23 protein-coding genes are annotated in these 22,332 nt (G+C 64.2%); 14 read left to right on the forward strand and 9 right to left on the reverse strand.

From position 1 onward, the window contains the following. Positions 1-19 precede the first annotated feature (19 nt). Genes ACZY1I_RS04975 through ACZY1I_RS04985 form a run of 3 tightly spaced genes read left to right on the forward strand, consistent with a single transcriptional unit; the run spans position 20 to position 3,041 of the window. Positions 20-1,138 (forward strand): TauD/TfdA family dioxygenase, encoded by a 1,119-nt coding sequence (locus ACZY1I_RS04975; protein ID WP_463753136.1) that lies wholly within the window; start codon positions 20-22, stop codon positions 1,136-1,138. Beyond that, complete coding sequence (locus ACZY1I_RS04980; RefSeq protein ID WP_463753137.1) at positions 1,135-2,220, forward strand: hydroxyacid dehydrogenase; 1,086 nt, start codon at positions 1,135-1,137, stop codon at positions 2,218-2,220. The genes ACZY1I_RS04975 and ACZY1I_RS04980 overlap by 4 nt, the downstream gene beginning before the upstream one ends. Then, the gene (locus tag ACZY1I_RS04985) at positions 2,217-3,041 is read left to right on the forward strand and encodes an enoyl-CoA hydratase/isomerase family protein (protein ID WP_463753138.1); all 825 of its coding nucleotides are present in this window, start codon (positions 2,217-2,219) and stop codon (positions 3,039-3,041) included. The genes ACZY1I_RS04980 and ACZY1I_RS04985 overlap by 4 nt, the downstream gene beginning before the upstream one ends. A gap of 11 nt (positions 3,042-3,052) precedes the next feature. On the opposite strand, the gene ACZY1I_RS04990 is transcribed toward ACZY1I_RS04985, so the two are convergent. Next, on the reverse strand, positions 3,053-4,240 hold the full coding sequence (locus ACZY1I_RS04990; RefSeq protein WP_463753139.1) for an amidohydrolase family protein: 1,188 nt from the start codon (positions 4,238-4,240) through the stop codon (positions 3,053-3,055). Positions 4,241-4,425: 185 nt separating this feature from the next. Here ACZY1I_RS04990 and ACZY1I_RS04995 point away from each other — a divergent pair, with 185 nt between their 5' ends. Then, positions 4,426-5,214 carry a TetR/AcrR family transcriptional regulator gene (locus ACZY1I_RS04995; protein ID WP_463753140.1) on the forward strand — a complete coding sequence of 263 codons (789 nt, stop codon included), beginning with the start codon at positions 4,426-4,428 and terminating at the stop codon, positions 5,212-5,214. Here the strand turns inward: ACZY1I_RS04995 and ACZY1I_RS05000 are convergent. After that, positions 5,203-6,372 (reverse strand): acyl-CoA dehydrogenase family protein, encoded by a 1,170-nt coding sequence (locus ACZY1I_RS05000; protein ID WP_463753142.1) that lies wholly within the window; start codon positions 6,370-6,372, stop codon positions 5,203-5,205. The two genes, ACZY1I_RS04995 and ACZY1I_RS05000, sit on opposite strands and share 12 nt — an antisense overlap. A gap of 105 nt (positions 6,373-6,477) precedes the next feature. Between ACZY1I_RS05000 and ACZY1I_RS05005 the strand changes: the two genes are divergently transcribed. Beyond that, positions 6,478-7,497 (forward strand): acyl-CoA dehydrogenase family protein, encoded by a 1,020-nt coding sequence (locus tag ACZY1I_RS05005; protein WP_463753143.1) that lies wholly within the window; start codon positions 6,478-6,480, stop codon positions 7,495-7,497. Here the strand turns inward: ACZY1I_RS05005 and ACZY1I_RS05010 are convergent. Then, positions 7,476-7,928, reverse strand: coding sequence for a PaaI family thioesterase (locus ACZY1I_RS05010; protein WP_463753144.1), 453 nt, complete (start codon positions 7,926-7,928; stop codon positions 7,476-7,478). The genes ACZY1I_RS05005 and ACZY1I_RS05010 overlap by 22 nt on opposite strands. After that, positions 7,925-8,845, reverse strand: coding sequence for an enoyl-CoA hydratase (locus ACZY1I_RS05015; protein WP_463753145.1), 921 nt, complete (start codon positions 8,843-8,845; stop codon positions 7,925-7,927). The genes ACZY1I_RS05010 and ACZY1I_RS05015 overlap by 4 nt, the downstream gene beginning before the upstream one ends. A gap of 92 nt (positions 8,846-8,937) precedes the next feature. Here ACZY1I_RS05015 and ACZY1I_RS05020 point away from each other — a divergent pair, with 92 nt between their 5' ends. Continuing rightward, positions 8,938-10,050 carry an NAD(P)H-dependent amine dehydrogenase family protein gene (locus ACZY1I_RS05020; RefSeq protein ID WP_463753146.1) on the forward strand — a complete coding sequence of 371 codons (1,113 nt, stop codon included), beginning with the start codon at positions 8,938-8,940 and terminating at the stop codon, positions 10,048-10,050. 152 nt (positions 10,051-10,202) lie between these two features. After that, complete coding sequence (locus ACZY1I_RS05025; protein WP_463753516.1) at positions 10,203-10,814, forward strand: nitroreductase family protein; 612 nt, start codon at positions 10,203-10,205, stop codon at positions 10,812-10,814. Between the two features lie 12 nt (positions 10,815-10,826). Here the strand turns inward: ACZY1I_RS05025 and ACZY1I_RS05030 are convergent, their stop codons facing one another. Then, positions 10,827-11,198 carry a DUF4345 domain-containing protein gene (locus ACZY1I_RS05030; protein ID WP_463753147.1) on the reverse strand — a complete coding sequence of 124 codons (372 nt, stop codon included), beginning with the start codon at positions 11,196-11,198 and terminating at the stop codon, positions 10,827-10,829. 35 nt (positions 11,199-11,233) lie between these two features. Here ACZY1I_RS05030 and ACZY1I_RS05035 point away from each other — a divergent pair, with 35 nt between their 5' ends. Beyond that, positions 11,234-12,043 carry a helix-turn-helix domain-containing protein gene (locus tag ACZY1I_RS05035; protein ID WP_463753148.1) on the forward strand — a complete coding sequence of 270 codons (810 nt, stop codon included), beginning with the start codon at positions 11,234-11,236 and terminating at the stop codon, positions 12,041-12,043. Between the two features lie 26 nt (positions 12,044-12,069). Here the strand turns inward: ACZY1I_RS05035 and ACZY1I_RS05040 are convergent, their stop codons facing one another. Then, positions 12,070-13,134, reverse strand: coding sequence for a DUF2855 family protein (locus tag ACZY1I_RS05040; protein WP_463753149.1), 1,065 nt, complete (start codon positions 13,132-13,134; stop codon positions 12,070-12,072). Positions 13,135-13,212: 78 nt separating this feature from the next. On the opposite strand from ACZY1I_RS05040, the gene ACZY1I_RS05045 reads away from it, so the two are divergent. The 3 genes from ACZY1I_RS05045 (at position 13,213) to ACZY1I_RS05055 (ending at position 15,122) form a co-directional block, all read left to right on the forward strand. Next, entirely contained in the window at positions 13,213-13,659 is a 447-nt protein-coding gene (locus tag ACZY1I_RS05045; RefSeq protein WP_463753150.1) for an SRPBCC family protein, read from the forward strand. Beyond that, on the forward strand, positions 13,643-14,179 hold the full coding sequence (locus ACZY1I_RS05050; protein ID WP_463753151.1) for a TetR family transcriptional regulator: 537 nt from the start codon (positions 13,643-13,645) through the stop codon (positions 14,177-14,179). Before ACZY1I_RS05045 ends, ACZY1I_RS05050 begins: the two co-directional genes overlap by 17 nt. A gap of 61 nt (positions 14,180-14,240) precedes the next feature. After that, positions 14,241-15,122, forward strand: a complete 882-nt coding sequence (locus ACZY1I_RS05055) for a TIGR03854 family LLM class F420-dependent oxidoreductase (RefSeq protein ID WP_463753152.1) — start codon at positions 14,241-14,243, stop codon at positions 15,120-15,122. Here ACZY1I_RS05055 and ACZY1I_RS05060 read toward each other — a convergent pair. Further along, positions 15,079-15,975 (reverse strand): VOC family protein, encoded by an 897-nt coding sequence (locus ACZY1I_RS05060; protein WP_463753153.1) that lies wholly within the window; start codon positions 15,973-15,975, stop codon positions 15,079-15,081. The two genes, ACZY1I_RS05055 and ACZY1I_RS05060, sit on opposite strands and share 44 nt — an antisense overlap. A gap of 156 nt (positions 15,976-16,131) precedes the next feature. On the opposite strand from ACZY1I_RS05060, the gene ACZY1I_RS05065 reads away from it, so the two are divergent. Together ACZY1I_RS05065 and ACZY1I_RS05070 are read left to right on the forward strand one after the other, a co-directional pair. Further along, complete coding sequence (locus ACZY1I_RS05065; RefSeq protein ID WP_463753154.1) at positions 16,132-16,740, forward strand: hypothetical protein; 609 nt, start codon at positions 16,132-16,134, stop codon at positions 16,738-16,740. A 332-nt stretch (positions 16,741-17,072) separates the two neighbouring features. Continuing rightward, a complete protein-coding gene (locus tag ACZY1I_RS05070) occupies positions 17,073-19,232 on the forward strand; it encodes a hypothetical protein (RefSeq protein WP_463753155.1) in 2,160 nt (719 codons plus the stop codon). Here the strand turns inward: ACZY1I_RS05070 and ACZY1I_RS05075 are convergent. Beyond that, complete coding sequence (locus tag ACZY1I_RS05075; protein ID WP_463753156.1) at positions 19,229-20,008, reverse strand: carboxymuconolactone decarboxylase family protein; 780 nt, start codon at positions 20,006-20,008, stop codon at positions 19,229-19,231. The genes ACZY1I_RS05070 and ACZY1I_RS05075 overlap by 4 nt on opposite strands. Further along, a complete protein-coding gene (locus ACZY1I_RS05080; protein WP_463753157.1) occupies positions 20,008-20,781 on the reverse strand; it encodes an SDR family oxidoreductase in 774 nt (257 codons plus the stop codon). The genes ACZY1I_RS05075 and ACZY1I_RS05080 overlap by 1 nt, the downstream gene beginning before the upstream one ends. 88 nt (positions 20,782-20,869) lie before the next feature. On the opposite strand from ACZY1I_RS05080, the gene ACZY1I_RS05085 reads away from it, so the two are divergent. Further along, the gene (locus tag ACZY1I_RS05085; protein WP_463753158.1) at positions 20,870-22,330 is read left to right on the forward strand and encodes an aldehyde dehydrogenase family protein; all 1,461 of its coding nucleotides are present in this window, start codon (positions 20,870-20,872) and stop codon (positions 22,328-22,330) included. Positions 22,331-22,332 lie beyond the last annotated feature (2 nt).

Raw genomic sequence — 22,332 nt, forward strand, 5'->3', positions numbered from 1 at the left:
CACGACCAGAGGAGTACCGATGCCGACCGCGATCTACACCGACCAGGTCACCGACCCGATGGCATGGACGGGTGCCGACTTCTCCAGCAAGGAAGACTTCACCTTCGACCTCTCGGCCCGCAATGTGGCTGCGCTGGAATCGATCCTGGCCAAGACCGCGACCAAGGACCGGGATGCCATCACACCCGAGGACGCTCGGCACCCAGACCTCGACGACGACCTCGCACGGCTGTACTCCGATCTGATGTTCGGCAAGGGGTTGGCCTGCGTCCGCGGCTTTCCCGTCGAGCAACATTCCGTCGAAGACCTCGAACGCATCTACTGGGCGTTCTGCACGCACTTCGGATATCTCGTGTCGAACAACTCTTTCGGCCACCGGATGGTTCGCGTCCAAGAGGAAATCCTGCCGGGCGGCGTGCAACCTGCCCGTGGAACCAAATCGCGTGCGGAGTTGGCTATGCACAACGACGCCGCCGACATCCTTTCACTGCTGTGCGTGTACCCGGCGGCTCAGGGTGGCGAGAGTCAGTTCGCCAGCGGGCCCGCCGCACACAACCGGATCCTCGCCGAGCGTCCAGACCTGCTCGAGGTGCTCTACCAGGGCTTCCCGCACCACCGAAGAAGTGAGCAGCCCGACGACCAGCCCGACGTGACACCCTACGATGTGCCCATTTTCTCCCAGATCGATGGCCGGATCTGCATTAATTTCACCTACAGCAGCATCCTTCCTGCCATGAAGACGCTGGGCCGTGAGTTCGCCCCGGTGCAGCAGGAGGCCGTCGAACTGTTGCGCAACATCCTTGTCGAGCAGCAGGTCGAATTCCGGCTGGAGTCGGGCGAAGCGGCGGTGGCCAACAACTTTGCCATGTGCCATTCGCGCTCGGACTTCGTCAGCAGCACCGACCCGAAAAAGGCGCGCTGTTTCCTGCGGGCCTGGATGGAAGTACCTCTGGACGACCGCCGGCTGCCGATCGGTCGGGAGTACTTCCACATGGAGAACAAGGATTTGCGGCTCGGCTACGACATCGTCGACGGCCGGGATGGCGCTATCGCGCGCAACGACTACCGGAACGTGAATACCGAACTCGCCGACATGTTCAAGGCGGCGCAGGCGAAGCCCAAAGTCAAGCACAATTGAGCACCCGTCCACGTCTGGTCTACGAACGGTGGACCGATCCCGTCGCCGGCGACATCCTCGAGGTCGGCGATGTCGATCTGATAAAACTCGATCTCACGACGGACGCTGAAAAGGGTTGGGCTGCACTGGAATCAGCCCACGGATACCAGGTGGCCACTCGCACGGACGTGTCGGGATACGCTGACGGCACACAGTGGCTGGCCGGGCCTGCCCTGTTGCAGCGTTGCGGGACGCTGCTCGCTGTGTGTTCGGCCGGGGCGGGATTCGATGTGATCGACGTCGAGGCATGCACTCGGGCAGGCATCGCGGTGTGCAACAACTCCGGCCCCGGCGCGGAGGCGGTCGCCGAACACGCGCTGGGCTTCATGCTCGACCTCGCCAAGAAGATCACCGTCGCCGACCGCGTACTTCGGGCCGGTCCGCTTGGCGATCGGTTGGCGTTGCGGGGCAGTCAGTTGCTGGGTAAGACGCTCGGTGTCATTGGTTTGGGTGCCATCGGGAGTCGTCTGGTCGAGCTGTGTGCGCCGTTCGGCATGGAGGTGCTGGCCTTCGACCCCTACCTCGACGAGATCAGCGCACAAGCCCGCGGCGCGCAGGTCGTCACGCTTGCTGAACTCGTCGAACGTTCGGACTTCATCCAGGTGACGTGCCCACTGACCAGTGAGACCCGGGGGCTCTTCGGCCGTGCGCAGTTCGCCGCGATGAAGCCGACAGCGTTCTTCATCACGACGGCGCGCGGACCCGTTCATGACGAGGCGGCCCTGTTCGATGCGCTCGTCAGCGGAGGGATCGCCGGAGCCGGACTCGATGTGTTCCATGAGGAACCGCCTCGGCAGGACAACCCGCTGCTGCAACTCGACAACGTGGTTGCGACACCGCACACCGCAGGCATCACCGTGGAAGCCGCGCGCGACCTCGCCGTCGCCACGGCCACCCAGTGGCAGACGATCTTCGGCGGCGGCAGGCCTCCACGTCTGCTGAATCCCGACGTTTGGCCGAACTACTGTGCAAGATTCAACGACATCTTCGGGTCACGGCCAAGCGCCACAGAGGCTTTAGAGAAGGGCAGCCACGCCAGGTGACGGATTACGCGACGATCGAGGTCGAGATCAGGGGCCACACCGCTTGTGTGACCCTGAACCGGCCCGAGGTGCTCAATGCGATCAACGACGAGATGATCGCCGAACTGGCAGTGGCCTACGCGGAAATTGAGCGTTCGCAGGATATCTGGACCGTCATCCTCACCGGTGCGGGCCGGGCGCTGTGCGTCGGAGCCGATATCAACAAAGCCGCCGACCATGACATGGACAACGCCGCGGGCATCGACAACCAGGGCGAGCCCATTCTCAGCTCTCTCCGGCAATGGGACGCGCCGCAGGAGGCCACGCCACCGTGGCTGCAGATGACCAAGCCAATCATCTGCGCGGTCAACGGTATTGCGTGCGGAGCCGGAATGGATCTCGTCACCACCGCAGACATCACCATCGCTTCGGAGCACGCGAAACTGATGGATCCGCACGTCAGTATCGGCGTCACGTCCGGCCGGGAGGGTGTCCGGCTGGCACGGATCCTGCCGCTGCCGGTGGCGATGCGGTTGATCCTGATGGGAAAGCATGAACAACTCGACGCACAGCGCGCCTACGATCTCGGTGTCTTCACCGAGGTGGTAGCCCACGACCGGCTGATGGACCGTGCGTGGGAGATCGCTGAAGTGGTGAATTCGAATGCACCGCTGGCGGTGCGTGGTTCGCGCATGGCGGTGCGAAAGGGTTTGACACTGCCCATCTACGAAGCCGAACTACTCGCCGAGAACTACCGGATGAAGGTGGCTCTGACGAAGGACGCCATCGAGGGCCCACGTGCCTTCCTGGAAAAGCGCAAGCCGGACTGGAAAGCTCTGTAGCCGAGCAGATTTCAGACGAGGCCGAAGAACCTCTTTGCGTTGGTGGACAGCACCTTACGTTTGGTCGCCTCGTCCAGGCCCTCGGTCGCCTTGTTGGCGACTTCGAGACTCCGCGGCCAGTTGGTGTCGTTGTGCGGGTAATCGGTCTCGAACATGAGTTGGTCCGGCCCCACCAGGTCGAGGATGCGGAACGCGACCGGGTCGCCGAAGGTGGAAAAGTAGACGCGTCCCGGCACTTGGTTGCTGGGCGGTTCGGTGAGCAGAGGATGAATGCCGCCCCATGCCCGACGGTCCTCCCAGACCTCGTCGACGCGCTGCAGGTAATAGGGGATCCACCCGGCTTGTGCCTCGGCGAACGCGATCTTGAGGCCAGGGAACTGAATGAGCTTGGCGGAGAACAACCAGTCGACCAGGGCGATGGTGCAGTTCACCGCCATCAGCGCGCTGGTGACGACGTGCGGGGAATCCGGGGAGGACTTGGTGAGCGACGAACTCGACCCGATGTGCAGCATGATGCCGACCTGGTTTCGCTCACAAGCGGCGAAGAACGGGTCCCAGTAGCCGCTATGGATAGACGGTAGGTCGAGGCGGCTGGGAAGCTCTGAGAAGCACACGGCCGGCATGCCTTTGGCCGCTACCCGCTCCACTTCCCGGACGGCGAGTTCGACGTCCCAGAGCGGGATGATGCCGAGCGGGATCAGCCTGCCGTTGGAGTCGCCGCCCCATTCGTCGATCTGGAAGTCGTTGTAGGCCTGAACGCAAAGCAGCGCAAGGTCTTTGTCCTTGGCATACAGGAATCGCTGGCCGCAGAACCGGACCAGGGTGTTGGGGAAGCACGCCGAAGCTTCGATCCCGGCTATGTCCATGTCGGCGAGTCGGTCTTTCGGACGGAAGCAGCCGGGACGCATCTCGTCGTAGGTGATCGGATCGGTGGTGAGCTCATCGAGTTCGTAGCCGGCTGCCGCGCTGATCAGCGGGATGGGGATGACCGCGTCTTCGTAGTGCCAGATGTCGGCGTCGCGACCGTCCTCATCCGCGACGAACGCGACATCGGAAGTGACCGTGGGATCCATCCGCCCCCGCATGCGCACGATCCGCGGCCCGATGTCCCGATAGCGCTCGGGCAGCCGACTGGTCCAGAGGTCGGCCGGCTCAACCAGATGGTCGTCCGGCGACACGATCAGGATGTCTGCGCTCAACGCTGCACTCCTTCAGCACGGCCTGCGGCTTCAGTCCGGTGCACACTGATGTCCATAGGCGAGAATGACCGTTTCCACGGTACCTCATCGGGCGGTTCCAGTGACGGCTCCCGCCACCGGTTATCAACATGCACGCGTAGGTAGTGCGTGAACTTGGGCGACTTGCGCGTATTCTGATGGCCATTATGGCTGTGAAGAAGAGTGTCGGGGACGGCCCCGACGAGAGTTCAGAAGTCGTCGGATCCGACGTCGAGGCGACGACGACCTGGCAGGAGCGCACGATCGAGCGCCGCCTCAGTTCGGCGAGAGCGCGCGCTCTCGCGCGCAGCTCGCGATTCCTCGCGACGGCGTTGGAGCTGGTGGAGGAGTCGGGGAAGGCCGACTTCACCATCCAGACTCTGATCGATAGGTCGAACTTGAGCCTGCGGGCCTTCTATCAGCACTTCGCCGGCAAGGACGAACTCATGCTGGCGCTCTATGAGAACGTCACCGGTCAGTTCACCGAGAATATCCGGCAGGAAGTCGCAGCCGCAGACGGTCCGATGGAGCAGCTGGAGGCTTTCTGCCGAGGTGTGCTGTATCGCGCCGAGTCGTCGGAATCGGTGGGCGGACGAGTCATGACGATCTACAACCTCAGTCTGGAGATCGAGCGCCCTGCCGACTTCGCCAAAGTGTGGGAGCCGCACCTGAAGTTGCTCACAAAGATCATCACCTCCTGCGCGCGTGCCGGATTGGTTCGTGACGATCTCACGCCGGCGCAATTGACCACACTGCTGAACACGACTCTCACCGCGCTGGCACAGATCGGCGTTTTTCATCTGGGCGGCAAGGGATCCAAGCTGACTGAAGATCAGCTGTGGGCCTGGTGCAAGCAGGCGATCAGCCCGCCGGTGGCCGAGGCAAAAGCCAGAGCACCGCGCAAAGCGCCTGCGCGCGCCGCGACCCCTCGTCGCCCACGAAAGCTAACGGGGTAGCCCGAGCCCACGTTGGGCGATGATGGTGCGCTGCACCTCGCTGGTGCCGGCATAGATGGTGGTGCCCAACGAGAATCGCAGCAGGTGCTCGAACCGGCCGTGCTCGGGAGCGGTGGGCTCGAAGTAACTGCGCAGGCCATCCGGGCCGACGAGCTCGATGATGTCCTGGCTTGCGCGTTCGAGGGTTTCGGTACTGAACACTTTCGACATCGGCCCTTCAGCGACCGGGCTCTGGCCCTCTTCGACCATCCATAGGCACCGGCGCTGAAGCAGCATCGATACCTCGTATTCCATGGCGACCCTGGCTAACCGGCGCCGTACGTCGGCATTGTGGATGGGCAGCGAACCGTCCGTGGCCGGTGCGGTGGCCCAGTGCTCGGCGTGGTCCAACAACCGGCTCAGGAGCGGACCCCAGCCGGAGGCGTGCTCGTCTTGCAACGACAGGCCGAGAATTCGCCACCCACCGTCGACGTCGCCGATGCGCCACTCGTCGCTGATGCGCACATCGGTGTAGAAAGTGATATTGGTGCGTTCACCCGACAGGGTCCATACCGCTTGGGCTGCAAAGCCGTCGGTGTCCAGCGGTACCAGAAACATGGTGAGGCCCTGGTGTTTTGGCTTGTCAGGGTTGGTTCGTGCCAGCAAGAAGACGTAGTCAGCGATATGGCCGTTGGTGGTGAACATCTTGCTGCCGTTGATCACCCAGCCTGCGTCTTCTTGCGGGCCGTCGCGGACCGCCCTGGTGGCAGCGGCGGCAACATCTGAACCGCACTCCGGTTCGGTGAAGCCGAGAGCAATCGTGATGTCGCCATTCATCGCATCGTTGAGAATGCGGTCCCTCATCGCCGGAGATCCGACGGCGCGGATGATGGAGGCCACCATCCGGGTCGTCTCCGACAGGTACATAGGAGCGTCGAACCGCATGAGTTCCTCTTTGACGACCTGCGCGTCCCACGCATTGCGGTTTTCGCCGCCGAGGTCGACCGGCCAGTCCGGAGCGAAATATCCCTTGGCGACAAGCCCTTTGGCAAAATCTTCATCGTGGGAGACGCCGCTGCGGTAAAGGCGTTCCTCGAACTCGGGCGTCAGTGCCTGCTGGAGGTGGGCCCGCACTTGCGTTCGGTAGGCCTCAGTGTCGGGGTCGAGCTGAAAATGCATGAGCCGGTGCCAATCTCTCGTCAGCCAATCGCTGGTCGACCACGTAGATACTGTTACTCTCGATTTTGAGAGTGAGTATATTCGCATGCGATAGGACTGCCGAGCGTGGATCTGAGTCTGACCGGCGAGCAGCGACAGTTGGTGGATTCGTTCGCCGCACTGTTCGCGCGGGAATCGTCTTCTGAACGCGTGCGTGCGGCTGAGCCGGATGGGTTCGATCCCAGGTTGTGGAAAGCGCTGCTCGAGACGGGCGCGGTGGAGATGGCCGTCGACGAGGCAGTCGGGGGCTGGGGCGCATCAGAGCTGGAACTTGCACTGGTTGCTGAACAATTCGGTCGGGTGGTCGCGTCCGCGCCCCTCATCGAAGCGCAGGTTGCCGCTCGCGCGTTGGCGGCGTCCGGCGAGAAGGGCGCCGACTTGCTGAATCGGGTGCTCGCCGGAGAGCAGGTCGTCACCTTCGCACCACGCGCCGGCAACGGCGTACGACTGGGACTGGTGCCGGCCGGCTCGGTCGCCGACTACGTGGTCGCGATGGCGGACGGGTGGCTGCTGGCGGTCCCACTCGCGAAGAATCGCAGGGCGGTAGCGAATCTCGGGTCAATGCCGCTGGCAGACATAGTGATCGGGGATGATTGCATCGTTCTGGCCGATGGTGCGGAGGCGCTTAGGCTCTACTCGCGCGGCCTCGACCTGTGGTTGGCGCTGACCGCCGTCGCGCTGGCGGGCGCGGCCAGAAAGGCCGTGGAAATTGGGGTCGAGTACGCCAAGCAGCGCCACGCATTCGGAACCGCAATCGGGACATTCCAGGCGGTCTCGCACCCTTTGGCTGACAGCGCGACGGCCGCCGATGGGGCGCGGTTGCTCGGGCTCAGGGCGGCATGTGCTTTTGTCGACGAGCCGGACCGGGCGCGCGAGTTGGCGGCGATGGCCTTTGCATTCGCCTACGAGACTGCGCGCGACGCCACACGACGCAGCCTGCATATTCATGGTGGCTACGGATTCGGGATGGAATGTGACATCCAGTTGTATTACCGCCGGGTACGCGGCTGGGCCATGGTGTACGGCGAGCCGGGTGTCGCTCTGGACCGTGTCGCCGATGCCCGCTACGGCGCCGTTACAGGTTGATCCCGTGGCGCCAACACGGCGAAACTGAGGGTTGCCCGGGCGGCTAGCTGATCGTTGTGCAGGTCGATCACGTCGACAGCGACAACGATGATCCGCCGTCCGGCACGCACCCGCGTCGCGGTCGCTCTTGCCGGACCGACGTAAATCGGCGCGAGATAGTGGATGTTCATGTCGGCGGTGCTGACGCCTTGGCCCGGTGGCACACACCGGGCCGCTAGCCGTCCGCCGACCACGTCCACCAGCGTGGCCACCAATCCGCCTTGGAGCGCACCCCGGATATTGGTGATGTCGGAGCGGTGGTGCAGATCCACGACGACCGTCTCATCCTGATCGACCACGTCGAAGAACGGGAGCTTGTGGAACAGGTGGTCAGGGAAGTCCGCGGCCATCGGATGCTGGGAACTGGGAGTCGTCCCGTCGAGTGCGGTCATAGCTCAGTGTGGACCCGGTCTTTGGCTGCGAGGACAACGGGAGGAGCGGTTCGCCAATTCGGCACTCCTTGTTCCTCGCCGGCGGTGGGAAGCTTGTCGTCCCGAATCTGAGCCCAGTGCGAGTGATTCAGCTGGTGCAGCGCGAAACACGACTGTAGGGCGTTGTAGAAGCCCATGTTGTCGACGGATTGATTGACGGACTCCTTGATCAGCAGAGCTGCCATGGTAGGCACCTTGGCGATGCGTCGCGCCAGTTCGAGAGTTCTGTCGGACAGTTCGTCGCGCTTGAAGATCTTGCTGACCATGCCAAGTCGATACGCCTCTTCAATCCCGATCGCATCGCCGGTAAGCATGAGTTCCTTTGTGCGGCGCGGTCCGAACTCCCATGGATGGCCGAAATACTCCATGCCACACATGCCGAGTCGGGTTCCCACGACGTCGGCGAAGCGCACCTCCTCGCTGCCGACGATCAGGTCGCACGCCCAGATAAGCATCAGCCCGGCCGAGAACACGTCGCCGTGCAGCTGGGCGATCGTGATTTTCCGTAAGTTGCGCCACCGCAGGTTGTTTTGGAAGAAGTAGTGCCACTCCTGCAGCATCGTCCTCTCGGCGCCGTCCCGGGTGCCGCCGTTGATCGTCACGGTGGGGTGCTGTCCTGGACCGGGGCTGTACTCGGCGCGTGCCTGCGTGGAGCCGATGTCGTGACCCGAGGAGAACATCGGGCCTTCGCCGGCGAGGATGACAACCCGTACGGTGTCGTCGGCCTCGGCGCGCGTGAATGCTTGGTCGAGTTCCACCAGCATGCCGCGGTTCTGGGCATTGCGCTGGTCAGGTCGGTTCAGCGAAATCCGAACGATCGTGCCTTCCGAACCATCACCGTCGAGCGACTCCCATTTCAAAAACTTGTAGTCAGTCACCGCTCGTCTCCGCTCGTCATCGTTTGGTAATAGTGTTATCAATATCTGAGAAGATATGTTCTCATAGGCCGCAGTGTTCGGAGAGGGTGCACATGGGGGAGGGTCAGCGCAAACCCCGAGTAATCCTCTGGGGTCCCGGACAGGTCGGGGTCGGTGCGCTCCGGGCCCTCATCGCCCACCCGGGCCTGGAGCTCAGTGGCGTTGTCGTGCACTCCGAAGCCAAGGACGGCAGGGACGCCGGTGACCTGTGCGGCATGCCGGCGACCGGCGTGATCGCCACCCGGGACAGCGGTGCTGCGCTATCGGGTGATGCCGACGTGGTCGCGTACTTCGCGTCGGGTGACTATCGCTATCACGATGCCGCACAAGACATCGCGCGCTGCCTACGCGCCGGCAAAGATGTTGTCGCCACCTCGTTGGTGCCGCTGTGTTACCCACCCGCGGCCGACCGGGAAACCGTCGAACTGTTGGAGGCGGCGTGCCGGGAGGGCAGCACCAGCTTCTTCAATAGCGGTGTCGACCCGGGTTGGGCCAATGACGTCATCGCGCTGACGATGACGGGCTTCAGCAGTCGGGTCGACAAGATCACCATGCTGGAGATCCTCGACTACGGGCCCATCAATCAGCCCGACATCATGTTCGACTTCATGGGGTTCGGTTGCCCGCCGGATCATCCGGCGCCGCTCTTCGACACCGAACGACTCGCCGCGCTGTGGGCGCCCATCGTGCACCTGGTCGCCGACGGTGTGGGGCTTCCGCTCGATCGGGTCGACACCACGATCGAGAAGTGGCTTGCCACAGAGCGTTACAAGGTCGCATCGGGTTGGGTCGAGCCGGGAACGATGGGTGGGATGCGCTTCAAGCTCGCGGGGATCGTGGCCGGCGAAGAGCGCGTCGTGCTCGAACACATCACCCGCATGGGCGAGGGATCGGCACCGCAGTGGCCGCGACACCCGTCGCCGCATGGCGGATACCGCGTCATCGTGGACGGTCTGCCGACCTACACGGTGGACGTCGAGATGCATGGCAGGGGAAACAACATGCGCGGCCTGACCTACGCGACCGTGATGCGCGAACTCAACGCCATTCCCGCCGTCATGGCCGCGCCGCCAGGCCTATTGTCGACGCTGGATCTGCCGCTGGTGACGGGTCCGATGCGGGGCGGAACCTGGCGGGGCGTACTGCCGCAGGCGACGTCGGCGTGAGCGCAGACGCCGGACCGCCCATTGATGGTCGCGACCCGCTGCACGCGGCCCAGGGCCGCGCTTGCGATCGCGACGCAATTGATGGTCGCGACCCGCTGCACGCGGCCCACGGCCGCACTTGCGATCGCGACGCGACCGATGTCTGGGAGGTCATGCGCACCGCATCCGCGGTGCGGCGGTATCGCGACGAACCCGTTCCCGACGAGGTACTCGAAAGATGCCTGTCAGCCGCCACCTGGGCGCCCTCCGGTGCCAACCAGCAGCCGTGGAAGTTCGTGGTGCTCAGATCGGCGGCAGTGCGCGAAGTTGTGACCACGGGTGCGGCAAGGACGTGGCAGGCAATGATCGACTTCTACCATCTCCCGGACCCGGCGGATGAAGCCGACGACGCCAAGTCGCGCGCACTGCGGACGATCGCCGAGCACACCAGCATGGGCGGCGCGGCGCCTGCACTGGTCATGTTCTGCATCCGCCCGCAACCGGGCGCTTCCGAACTGCAGCAGGGTGGTTCGATCTTTCCGGCCGTGCAGAACTTCTTACTAGCGGCCCGGGCCCAGGGCCTGGGCGCGGCGATCACGCTCTGGCACTGCTCCTGCGAGGAAGAGTTGCGCGCGGTCGTGGGCGTACCCCGCGAATGGCAGATCGCTGCACTGCTGACGGTGGGCTGGCCGAGGGGAGGGCACTGCACGGTGCGGCGCAAGCCACTGGCTGAAGTTGCGGTGACAGATCGCTGGGATAGCCCGTGGCAGAGCGGTTCTCGGTGATGAAGCTGGCATTCATCCGCGCGCGGTGAACACCAGGGCCGCGGCGCCGACCGCTTCCACGATGAAGTAGAACCAGTTGGGATAGAACGGAGTTCGGCCGTCGATGACAGCCGAAACGAGACGGCCAAAGGCCATGCCTGCCAAGGCGACCCCGACAGTGATCATGATTCCCGTTCGCGGCGCGCCGGATCCGAAACCTGCGTATGCCAGGATTCCCGCGATCGCGAGGCCGAAGCCGCCGTACACGGCACGTACCTCGGAACGGGATTGCGGTTCCGGCAGTTCGATGCCGAACACCTTGATCAGCGCCGCGGGTGCGGCCAACGCGTAGCTGCCCATGCCTAAAAAGAACACTGCGGCCACTACGATCACTGCGGTTGTCAAGGTAGCCTCCTGGATATATCGACCCAGGAGTCAGCATGGTCGTTGAGACAGCTCCAGCGCTTCCACAAACCTGTCATCCGACGGCGTGGCTGTGGCCTGGACAGCTGCTCTATGCCGGGCCGGGCCTGGACCTGGCGCCGCACTCGGGTTCGGTGTGGTGCCTGGCAGTCGGCGTCGATCGGCCCTTGCGATTGCGGATCGCCGGCATGGAGATCGTCGCCGGCAGCTTACTGATTCCGCCGCGGACGGTTCATCACTTGCTGAGCCGGGGCGGCAGGATGGTGTCCTGCTACCTGGACCCGACGTCGCTGCGAGCCGAATCAGTGCAACGGAGGTTGACCACGCGGCGCGGCGAGCTGGCCTACTACCACCGTGACGAGGATCTATTGGTTGCCGAGAGTGCGGCGCTTTTCGGTGTCGACAAGGACGAACATGCGGCGCGTTGGCTGGATTTGGCCGCGCCATGCGCGCACCGCGATATTGATCCCCGCATCGCCGAGGCGGCCCAGCGGATACGCGAGGATCCGGCCGCGACCATCCCATCGCAAGAACTCGCCGCCGCCGTGGGGTTGTCGGAATCGCGCTTCCTGCACCTGTTCCGGCACGAGGCGGGTACCAGCTTGCGGCGCTACCGGCTGTGGATACGGCTGATGTGCGCTTCCACGGCGCTGGCCGCGGGCCGCGATGTCACCGCCGCGGCGATGGAAGCGGGATTCGCCAGTCCGTCGCACCTGGCGGACCGAATCCGGTCCACCTTCGGTCTGTCCGCCACTCAGTTTTTGGCCGCCGGTCTGACTTTGCGGACTCCCGAGGGTGGCCTCGGCGCTGTGCTACGCCACGACTAGGTTCGGCACCCCAGCGCCGGCCCGACCTATAGATCGACGATGGTGCCGACCGTCGGGTCGACCTTGCCGTCGAGCAGCTCGAGGTACGCGCGCTGGATTTCGTCTTCACTCGAGATCCGTTCGACACGAAGCCATTTCGATGCCCACTCGGCGAAAGGTGCCCATGATTCGGCGACCTTGTCGTCGAGTTTCGCAGTGCCCCAATCGGCGCCGCGCTTCTTGATGCGATCCGGGGCGAAGAAGAAGACCGGCTTCGGGCCCGCGAGATTCTCGCCGCCCGCCATCCGGGTCCAGTGGGTCATGCCGACCGCGGAACTGTGCGCGAGGCGGTCGCCGTAGTGAGCATGGACGTCGGTTCGGACCTTACTGTCGCCGGAGATGTCGACGTAGACGGCCCGGTCGCCGGGCAATTGAGAAACGTCGTCGTAGAGGTGAACCGAATCGTAGATGTCGAGTGACTTGACGAACTCGGCGTTGCCCGCCGAGGTGAGGCCGACGACCTCGATACCCTCCCGTTTGGCCAGCAGGTACGCGGCGATGATCGCCGTCTTCGACGAGGCGCTGGAGATCACGATGGTGTCCGCGCCGAAAAAGCCCTCGTCAGCCACGAAGTCGTCGATCAAGAACGACGTGAAGAAGAGCGGAAAGAACAAAATGTGCTCCGCCTCGCGATCCGCCGCATAGACGGGATCGGTTACGACGTCGCGGTAGCCCTGGTACGCCGATGGCAGCGGCGCCCGATGCGCAGCGGCATCGATGAACCCTTTCTCGTTGACGCGGTCGGGGACGACGAGCAGGTGGCTGGCGCAGGGTAGGTAACCGTAGACGCGCATCCCCTGCGCCAGGTCGGGATGCCGCGACTCCTCAACGTGCGCGTATCCCCAGACGTTCAGCTTGCCCCACGCCGGGTCTGAGGCCGGGAAGAAATCCCAGTACTTCATCCCCTCGCCGAACACGGCGTAGGTGATGTTGTTTGAGGTGAGCCCGAAGGACTCGACGCGCAGCAGCGCCTGTCCGTCTGCGGGCGACGGCGCATCGTCGGATACGAAGCGGCTCTGATGCAAATCCTTACGAGACAACTCGAAGTCCATCAGTCGAGCCTATGGGCGCGGTCTTCAGTGTCAACGGGGTCTAGCTGTGAACCTACCGATTCGTGTACCATCTGGTACATGTTTACCGAGAGTGGCGTCGAGATCGACGCACCGGCGTCCTTGGTGTGGGACGTGTTCACCGATGTCGAGCGCTGGCCGGAGTGGACCGCATCGGTCACTCGCCTGGTCGCCGTCGACGGTCCCGGCCTTGCCGTCGGGAAGCGTTTCCAGATCAAGCAGCCGAAGATGCCCGCTCTGGTCTGGAAGGTGACCGACGTAGTGCCCGGCGTGTCGTGGACCTGGGAGCAGCGGTCTCCTGGCGGCTTGGCGCTGGCTCACCACACGCTGACACCTATCGACGAGGATCGCACGCGCGTGCGGCAGTCGATCGACCAACAGGGTCCGGTCGGAGCGCTGGTCGGAAAGTTGATGCTTCGCACCACGCGCCGCTATCTGGACATGGAGGCCGCGGGGCTCAAGGAACGCAGCGAGCAGGTGCGGCACTCCCATGGGCCGCGCTCCTGACACCCAGCGGCGTCAGCAGCTTCTCGACGCACTAGTCGAAGAATTCGCCGTGGGCGGCATCGGCGACCGGTCGCTGCGCGACGTGGCCGCAGCTGTCGGCACAAGCCACCGAATGTTGCTGCACCACTTCGCATCCCGCGAAGAGTTGTTGCTCGCCATTGTCGCAGAGGTCGAGCGCCGCCAGATGGTCCTGCTGGCTGAGTTGCCCGCCGAACCGGCCGACGGGTTCGCTGCGATGTGGGCGGTGCTGTGCCGTCCGGAGTTACGGCCGTTCGAGCGTCTCTTTTTCGAGTGCTACTCCCGCGGGGCTCAAGGGGAGGAGCCCTTTGCCCGGATGGTGCCGGGCGCGGTCGATGGCTGGTTGTCCGAGGCGGGCAAGGTCGCCGGCGACACGATGGATCCGGCGTTGGTGCGACTCGGTCTTGCTGTCACCCGCGGACTGCTGCTGGATCTGGTGGCCACCGACGACGACGCGGGTGTGGCCGCGGCGGCGCAGGCATTCGGGGACCTCCTTCGGTAAGCGGGACGCAATCGCGGACTCCTCGCGTTGCTTTCCGGGTAGCCACACGAAGGAGACGCGGGTGAAGATTCGATTCGGAGTCGGGTTGGGTGCGAACACCGCTCCCGATCAGCTCGGCGAAATTGTCGATCAGCTGGAATCCAGCGGTGTGGACTCGTTGTGGTTCTCCGAACTGGTCTATTCGCCGGCGGTCGATCCAATGATCGGGATGGCCTATGCGCTGTCGCGCACCACCCGCTTGAAGGTGGGCACCTCGGTGGCGGTGCTGCCCGGACGTCATCCGGTGCTGGTGGCCAAGCAGTTGGCGTCGTTGGCCGCGTTGGCGCCCAAGCGGGTGCTTCCTGCCTTCGGTCTGCGGTCGGCGATTCCTGCTGAGCGCGAGGTGTTCGTCGTGCCCGAAGGGGAGCGGGCGGCAGTGTTCGACGAGTCGCTGCGGGTGTTGCGCGCGGCGCTGGTCGACGATTCGGCCAGCTTCATCGGCAGGTACTTCACGGTCAGTCGAGCGGCCGTCGCGCCCCTACCGTCGCCGCCGCTCGACATCTGGCTGGGCGGTGCGTCTCCCGCGGCCTTTCGGCGTATCGGCGCACTCGCCGACGGCTGGCTGGGCAGTTTCCTCACCCCGGCCGAAGCGCGGCGCGGACGCGAGGCGATCGAACTGGCGGCGGGGGAGTCGGGCCGGCAGATCGAACCCGACCACTTCGGGATCTCACTCGCCGTCGCCGATGGTGAGTTGCCTGATGACTTGCTCGCTGCGGTCCGCCGGCGCCGACCCGATGTTGATCCCGGCGAGTTGGTTGCCGCCGGCTGGGATCAGCTGCACCGGCAACTCGATGCGTATGTGGACGCGGGATTGACCAAATTCGTCATCCGGCCGGTCGGGTCGGGACCCTTGAACGGCTTTATCGATCGCTTTGTCGCTGAACTGGCCGGTCGGCAGAACTAACGGGCTCGATCAACAACGTCGGGACTCCGCAGGTGCCGTCCTTGACGCTGATGACGCGGGTACCGCGCTTGCGCCCCGGGCGGACTTCGGAGACGTCTAGGCCGGCTGCCGCGAGCCGCGCTCGTGTGGCATCGGCGTTGCTAACCTGCCAAGACAGTCCCCAGAGCTGATCGGATTGGGCCGGGACTTTCACCGCGTCAAGGGGCTGTGCGATCTCGATGGTCACACCGCCCACGCGCAGGAAAACCAGCCTCATGCCCCAGTCTGCAAAGCTGCGGTCCAGCGCGAGGCGCAGGCCGAGTCGATCGCGATAGAGCGTGATCGCGGCATCCGCGTCGGACGTCTGCACCACCGCATGATCGATTCCGGTGACGATCGCGTCCTCGGGCCCGACGGGAGCGGCCTCCGGTAGTAGATCCAGGGGCTCGTGCTCGATCGCGATCATCAGCACGCCACGGGTGTGGGCTTCCGGCAGCAAAACGCTGCGCCAGCGCCTGCTCTGGCCGGTATCGGTGTCGCGACCGATGCCGGACGACACGGGTGGCGGTTCGAGTCCGTTCGCGATGAGCTGCGCGTGCGCGGTGTCGAGATCGGACGTGGCGAACGCGACCCCGATCGCGCCCTCGCCTCGTCGCTCCAAGTGCGCCGCGACGGTGCTGGCCAACGGGCCATTGCCGGACGGCGCGATCAGCTCGAGGTAGGTGTTGTCGAGCCGGAACAGTGCATTGGCCGTGCCCCAACCCGGATGTTCGCCGCGCCACGAAGGTTTGCGGGAGAACAGGGTGGCGTAGCGGTTCGTGGCGTCGTCGAGGTCGCGAACCGCGACGATGACGTGATCGAGAGCGTCGAACACCAACTCAGCATGCCGGATCGCAGCTGCCTTCGGCAGAATTCAACCGTTGGTCCACATCTGTTACCGGCGATAGACATAGACAACTCCAATAGGCCGAGTGAAAATGGGATCCGCGCATTCCCTTGGAGCGCTCGATCCGGCAGGGAGCCAGACAACATGCACGCCTCATCGACGCCCGTATCGATCCGCCACTCCCGTCTTTGGGGATGGGCCGCGCGGTCCGTCCCGCTAGCGCTTGTTGCGACCGCCTTGACGGCGGCAGCCGGACTGATCGGGACCACGACGACGCCTGCGATTGCGTTGACGGCGGGCGACGGTCTCAACCTCGCGCCGGGCATCTCGGTCACTCCCGCGCCGGGCTGGAGCGTTGCGGGTAGCGGCCCGGGCTGGGTAACGCTGCACAACGCCTTCGCGACCGCGGAGATGGAGATCAAGATCAAACCCTCGAGGGGAACGGACCCTGTTGCCGTGCTGCAGGGTGACATCGGCAACTTGAGCAACGTGTCGACGACGGGCCTCACCAACGTCGGTAACTTGAGCGCTCCCAAGACGAAACCGCTGAGCGGAAACTTCCAGCAGGAAGCCGACATTGACTACAGCGCTGACGGCTCATCGCGGATGGGCCAGATCCCTGTTCAGGGCTGGTTTATGGAGTTGCTGAACGCCTCTACTCATCAATCGGCCTTCATCGTGTACTCGCAAAACGGCGACGCTCCACCGCAATCGGACGGTGAAGGCGGAGCGATCGTCGACTCGTTGCTCTAGCAGTGGGTCTACGCGTTCGACGGGATCTGCTGCGGACCGTACTTCGCGCAGCAGCCCCCGCCGCAGGTCTTTGTATGCGGGCAATCGGCAACCCGGTCCACCGACTGCTCGGGCCCATAGATCAGCGCCAGCACGGAGTGCCGAATTTTCGGCCACACCGCGACGCCGAGATTCATTAGCCACGAGCCGCTTATCAATCCAGTGTGCTCCCCGGGACTGACAGACGGCTGCCAACGAGCAGGCGATGACTCAGAACGCGGATTTGTGGGTACAGCAACTCGAGTTAGCCAGAGTTCCCGCCCCCAATTTCGCGCAAATTACCGGAGTCTGACGTGGATCGCCCCGACACCATGATCGAAATCCATCGCGACCGTGTGCAGGACCAGACCGTCGAGATGTTCAGTGGCGACAAATACACGGAGTCCGTCGACGGTACCGGCTACTCCGCAACGGCCACTCTCGATCTCACTCTGGACCGCGTCTGGTTCATCCACGACGCCAATGAGCGCCTGTGGCAGGAGGAAGCCGACGGTGAAACACGCGATCCGCTAAGGCATTTCGCCATCGACCTGAGAATTTTCGACTCCAAGATCGTCATCGATTCGGTCTCATGTATTCCGCTGGTGTCGCTACCGCCGGCGACGATCACGATCCCGGACGGTCCGCGGGCCGGAGAAGAGCGAGACATCCCGTACAACGAAATACCCTTGTTCGGGCGTTTGACGATCCACGAGCAACTCGAGCCACACGAAACCGAACCCGGCAAGCAGACCATCGCGCTGAACTTTGCCGCCCAGGACGCTCCGGTATTGGTGGTCACCCCGCTACCCGACGAGTATGCACCGCAATTGTTCGGCGGCCAGGTTGAGCGCCGCTCCGACGGCGCGATGGTCTTCGCCGGACAAGACCCGCGGATCAGCTGGGAACTCGACTACGCCGAGGTGCACTGGATAACCCACAGCATCGCGGGCCAGCTACTGGTCAACCTGGAAAGGTTGAAGCACCCCACCATCTCCGACGAAGAGGCGCGCATCAGAGCACTCGACTCGCTGGCCGCCCAGATTGCCGATGCGGTCCGGCCGAAGGTTGCGGAGATGGGGGAGAACGGCATTGAGGGAATACTCCCGGCACCCCTGGAAATCGATCCCGAATCGCAGGACGACAGCACATTCAAAAACCTCGACGCCATCGTGCACCGCTTCGAGGTCGGTGAAACGACCCACGAATCTATGGTGGTCCAGGTCCAGACACTGCGTGAACTGCCCAGCGGCGAGGAGTTGCCTGCGTCGATACTCGCCGAAAACCCCAACGAGAAGGCCGGATTGGCGGTCACCGGATTCAGCATCCTGCGCCAGGTTCGCGACACCGTGATGACCAGCTTCGGACTCGACGAGAGCGACTTCGCCGCCGACCGGCCGTGTCTACTGGAGGGCCCGAAGTCCGTCAACATCGGTGGCGACGAACGTAGCCTAGAAGCCCTGGACGCCGATATCGTTCCCCGCACGCAGGACGGACGGTTGGTCATCAACGGCACTGTGAGCGCCGAGACGAATCTTTACGACTTCAAGGCCGGCTTCGAGGTGACCTACGAGATGGGTCTCGACGACATCCCGCGCGACCCGAAGGCTCAGGAGCCCATTTCGGACAAGGTGGAGACGGTCGAGAAGCTCGAGGATGCGCTCAACGGGGCCCGAGAGCAGAAGGCCGAGGACAAGCTCAGCGACCAGGATTACGAAGGGGTAGTCAAACGGATCAACGAGCAGTTCGGCGAGCTTCCGAGGACGGTGGGTGTGCGACCCACGCAGAACCCCGCCGAACCGAAGGTGGATCCCGACTTCACCCTGACGCTTGCGGGTAAGGCCGCGGCGGCGGTCGGAGCGACCGCGCTCGCGGGACTGCTTGCGCTCCCGGTCACCTGGGGCGCAGGTGCAGCGGGAGTCGGCGCCGCCGGTGCGGGCGGTCTGCTCACGCTGGCTATCGTGCAGTACTTCAGCACCGTACTGACGATCGACTGGTTCGGCGCAGGTATCGGATCACGACAGGTGAAGAAATCGCTGGATGATCGGCCGGAGGGGACATCGCTGCCTCCAATTGGAATACCGATCGAGGCGGATCTCAACCGGCAGCGCTTAGCGGTCTACTTTCGTCCGGTGCCGGCGAAATTGTGGGTCAGTTACGTCAGGGCCGCTGCATCCGACGAGTCCGACGAATCCGCTGACGACCAAGATCCGAATGCCGTTGAGGTGGTCGGCGGACGGTGGCCCAGCGATGGTCACCCGTGGAAGCTCTCCTGCGATGATGCGATGTTGTACGTCGAGTCCGGCGAGCTCGAATTACTGGTCGATCCGGATTGCGTTGACGGAAAAGAACTTTCGATCAGTGTGGTCACCACAGCCGAGGGAGAGCGTCAGCTGCGCGTGGACGGGGAGGCGCCCGACGCGTTGCGCAGCCTTCCGCAGTTTCCAGGCGCGGACGCGGACGGCGATTCCTAGTCAGGCGCGACGTCGATCAGCAGATCGTCAAGGCGTCGCGCCAGATTCCAACCCAGGTAGACGGCGAAGTGCACCACGACCTCCTCGAGTTCGGGCCGGGTCAGGTCGCCCAGACTGAGTGCAGCGCGGAGATGCTCGGTGACCTCCTCATCGACGGTGGCAGATGCGGCGCTGCAAATGCTGATGATGCGGCGATCGCGGCGGGTGAGATACCTTTGCCGACTCCATATTTCGCCATACAGATAGTCGAGGCGGGCACGTCCTTGAAACGCGGTCACGGCGGTCGGCGACGCGGCGCCGTGGACCTGTTCGTACATCGCGGCGCCACGTTCTCGCCGGGCGCTGTCGTCGGTGGGTTCGGCCCACGGTTCGAAGTCGGGCGGGTGTGGCTCTTCCCCGTTCTCCTGGGCGATCCTGAAAGAGCTTGTCATTCCGTACATCTGCATGACGGACGCCCGCGGCCAGCCGGCTTGCGTGCCGAAATGAAGGACGAATTCGTCGAATTCGGCGTAGGTGATATCACCGCTCTTCAGCGCCGCGTAGACGTGGGTCTCGATCGGCAGGACCGACCCTGCCGCACCCACACAGGTGAGCGTGATCCAACGCCGGTCTCGTGGGGTGAGGACGCCCCGGCGCCACATCTCGCCGAAGACGAAGCCGACAACCCCGCTTTCGAGGTAGGCCCCGGCCGGCTCGGGGCTCGGAGTCGTCATGATGTGCTCGTACTCGGCCCGCGCCACCGCCAGCCGTTGTTCGCGAGTTGTCCAGTCCGCCATCAGAACCGCATGATCCAGCCGCCGTCGACGGAGATCGTCTGGCCGTTGATCCAGTCCCCGGCTGGTGAGCACAGGAGCAGCATGGTGCCGACCAAGTCTGCCGGTGGGCCCGAGGTCTTCCCGGGAATCTGGGCGCCGAGGATGTCGCGCACCGGCGAGTCCTTCGGCAGGCTGACGTAGGCGCTGTCGTTATCGACGAGGCCGGGTGCAATTCCGTTGACGTTGATGCCCAGAGATCCGAGTTCGGTGGCGAGGTTGCAGGTCAGGCCGTGCAGTGCGTACTTGGACACGCCGTAGATCCCGCCGGGCATGAACGCGCCCGCGGACAAGCCGTTCACGATCCGCCCGCCACCACGCTCGCTCATCGACGCGACTACTGCCTGCGTGCACAGCAACGGGCCGCGCAGGTTGACGTTGAGCACCCGATCCCAGTCCGGCACCGGCATGGTGGACAGGCCGTACGGCGGCAGGTCGGTCATCACCGCTGCGTTGTTGATCAGGATGTCGATGCCGCCGAATGCTGCGATTGTCGCTGACGCCATCTGGGCGGCAGACTCGGCGGAGGTTACGTCAAGATGCGCCGCGATCGCTTTGAAACCACTGCTCTGCAACGTATCTGAGGTCTGCTGAGCCGCGTTCAGGTTGATATCGGCGATCACCACCGAGGCTCCCACTTCGCACAGCGCCCGCGCATATACCTCGCCGATGCCGCCGGCGCCACCGGTGACCACCGCGACCTTGCCGGTGAGGTCGAAGAGTTGTGACACGTCCATGCGAAGCATTAGGCACCACTTGACCAATGAAGTCAAGTAGCTTATTAGTAAGTAAGCTGTCTTAAATAGCGAAACGGAGGGCTGGACGATGAGCGTCGATATGGACGTTCCCGTGGTGCACTTGCACATCGGAGGCGACGCCCGAACCGCCGGCTCAGGCGGGGTCCACTACCACGTGTATCCGGCAACCGGGCAGGTCCGGGGATCGGTGCCGTTGGCCGGTCCCGACGACGTCGACGCCGCCGTGCGGGCCGCCCACGCCGCGTATGCCACCTGGCGTGGCTGGCGACCTGCCGAGCGGGGCCGGGTGCTGCGCCGACTCGGTGAACTCATGGAGCGTGACATCGCCGAGATTGCCCGCTTGTCGGTTCTCGACAATGGGATGACCGCGGGAATGAGCCGGCCACTCGTCGCGATCATGGCGAATTGGACTGCTTACTACGCCGGTTGGGCCGACAAAGTCGAGGGCCGGGTCACGTCGTTCCCGGCCAACCAGCGTGAGCTGGCGTACTCGATGCCCGAACCGTACGGCGTGGTCGGCATCATCCTCACCTGGAACGGGCCGGTTGTCTCGGTCGGCATGAAGCTGATTCCCGCGCTGGCTGCCGGGAACACCGTCGTCATGAAGCCGTCGGAACTCACGCCGTACGCCACCGAGCATTTGATGGGTCTGGTCAACGAGGCGGGGATTCCCGACGGTGTGGTGAACCTCGTGCTGGGCGGACCGCAGACCGGCGACGCGTTGGTCCGCCATCCGCTGGTCCAGAAGATCAGCTTCACCGGCGGTCCCGCAACGGCGCGCAAAATCCTTGCTGCGTGCGCTGATTCAATCAAACCCGCAGTACTCGAGCTCGGCGGCAAGTCTGCCAACGTGCTCTTCCCAGACGCGGATCTCGACGCGGCGATTGCGGTCAACGCCTTCAGCGTGCTCGGCACGCTCGCCGGACAGGGCTGCGCAATCCCGTCCCGGATGATCGTGCACAACGATATTTATGACGATGTCGTCGAGCGGGTTCTGGCAATCGTCGCCGCCATGCGGTGCGGGGACCCGTTCGACCCGGGGACGGTCGTCGGACCCGTGGTGAGTCGTGCTGCGCAACAACGGATCCTGGCCATGATCGAACGAGCCCAGGCCGACGGGGCGAAGCTGCTAGCAGGTGGTCGGGCTCCCAGGCATCTGGGTGACGGCTTCTTCGTCGAGCCGACGGTGCTGGGAGACGTCGACCCGTACTCCGAACTCGGCCAGGTCGAGGTGTTTGGCCCGGTGCTCTCGCTGTTGAGGTTCCAGACCGAGCAGGATGCGATCGACATCGCGAACTCGACCCAGTACGGACTCGCCGCCTACGTCTACACCAACGACATCGGCCGGGTGCAGCGTATGGTGACCGCGCTCAGGGCGGGCGGGGTGTATGTGAACGGCGCCAGCCCGGTGACCGGTTGCGAACTCGCGTTCGGCGGCGTCGGAATATCGGGTTTCGGTCGCGAGGGCGGCGAAGAAGGTCTCTTCGAGTTTCTTCGCACAAAAGCCGTTGGGGTTGGGGGGATTTAGGT

The organism is Mycobacterium sp. IDUB_37 (assembly GCF_055419245.1).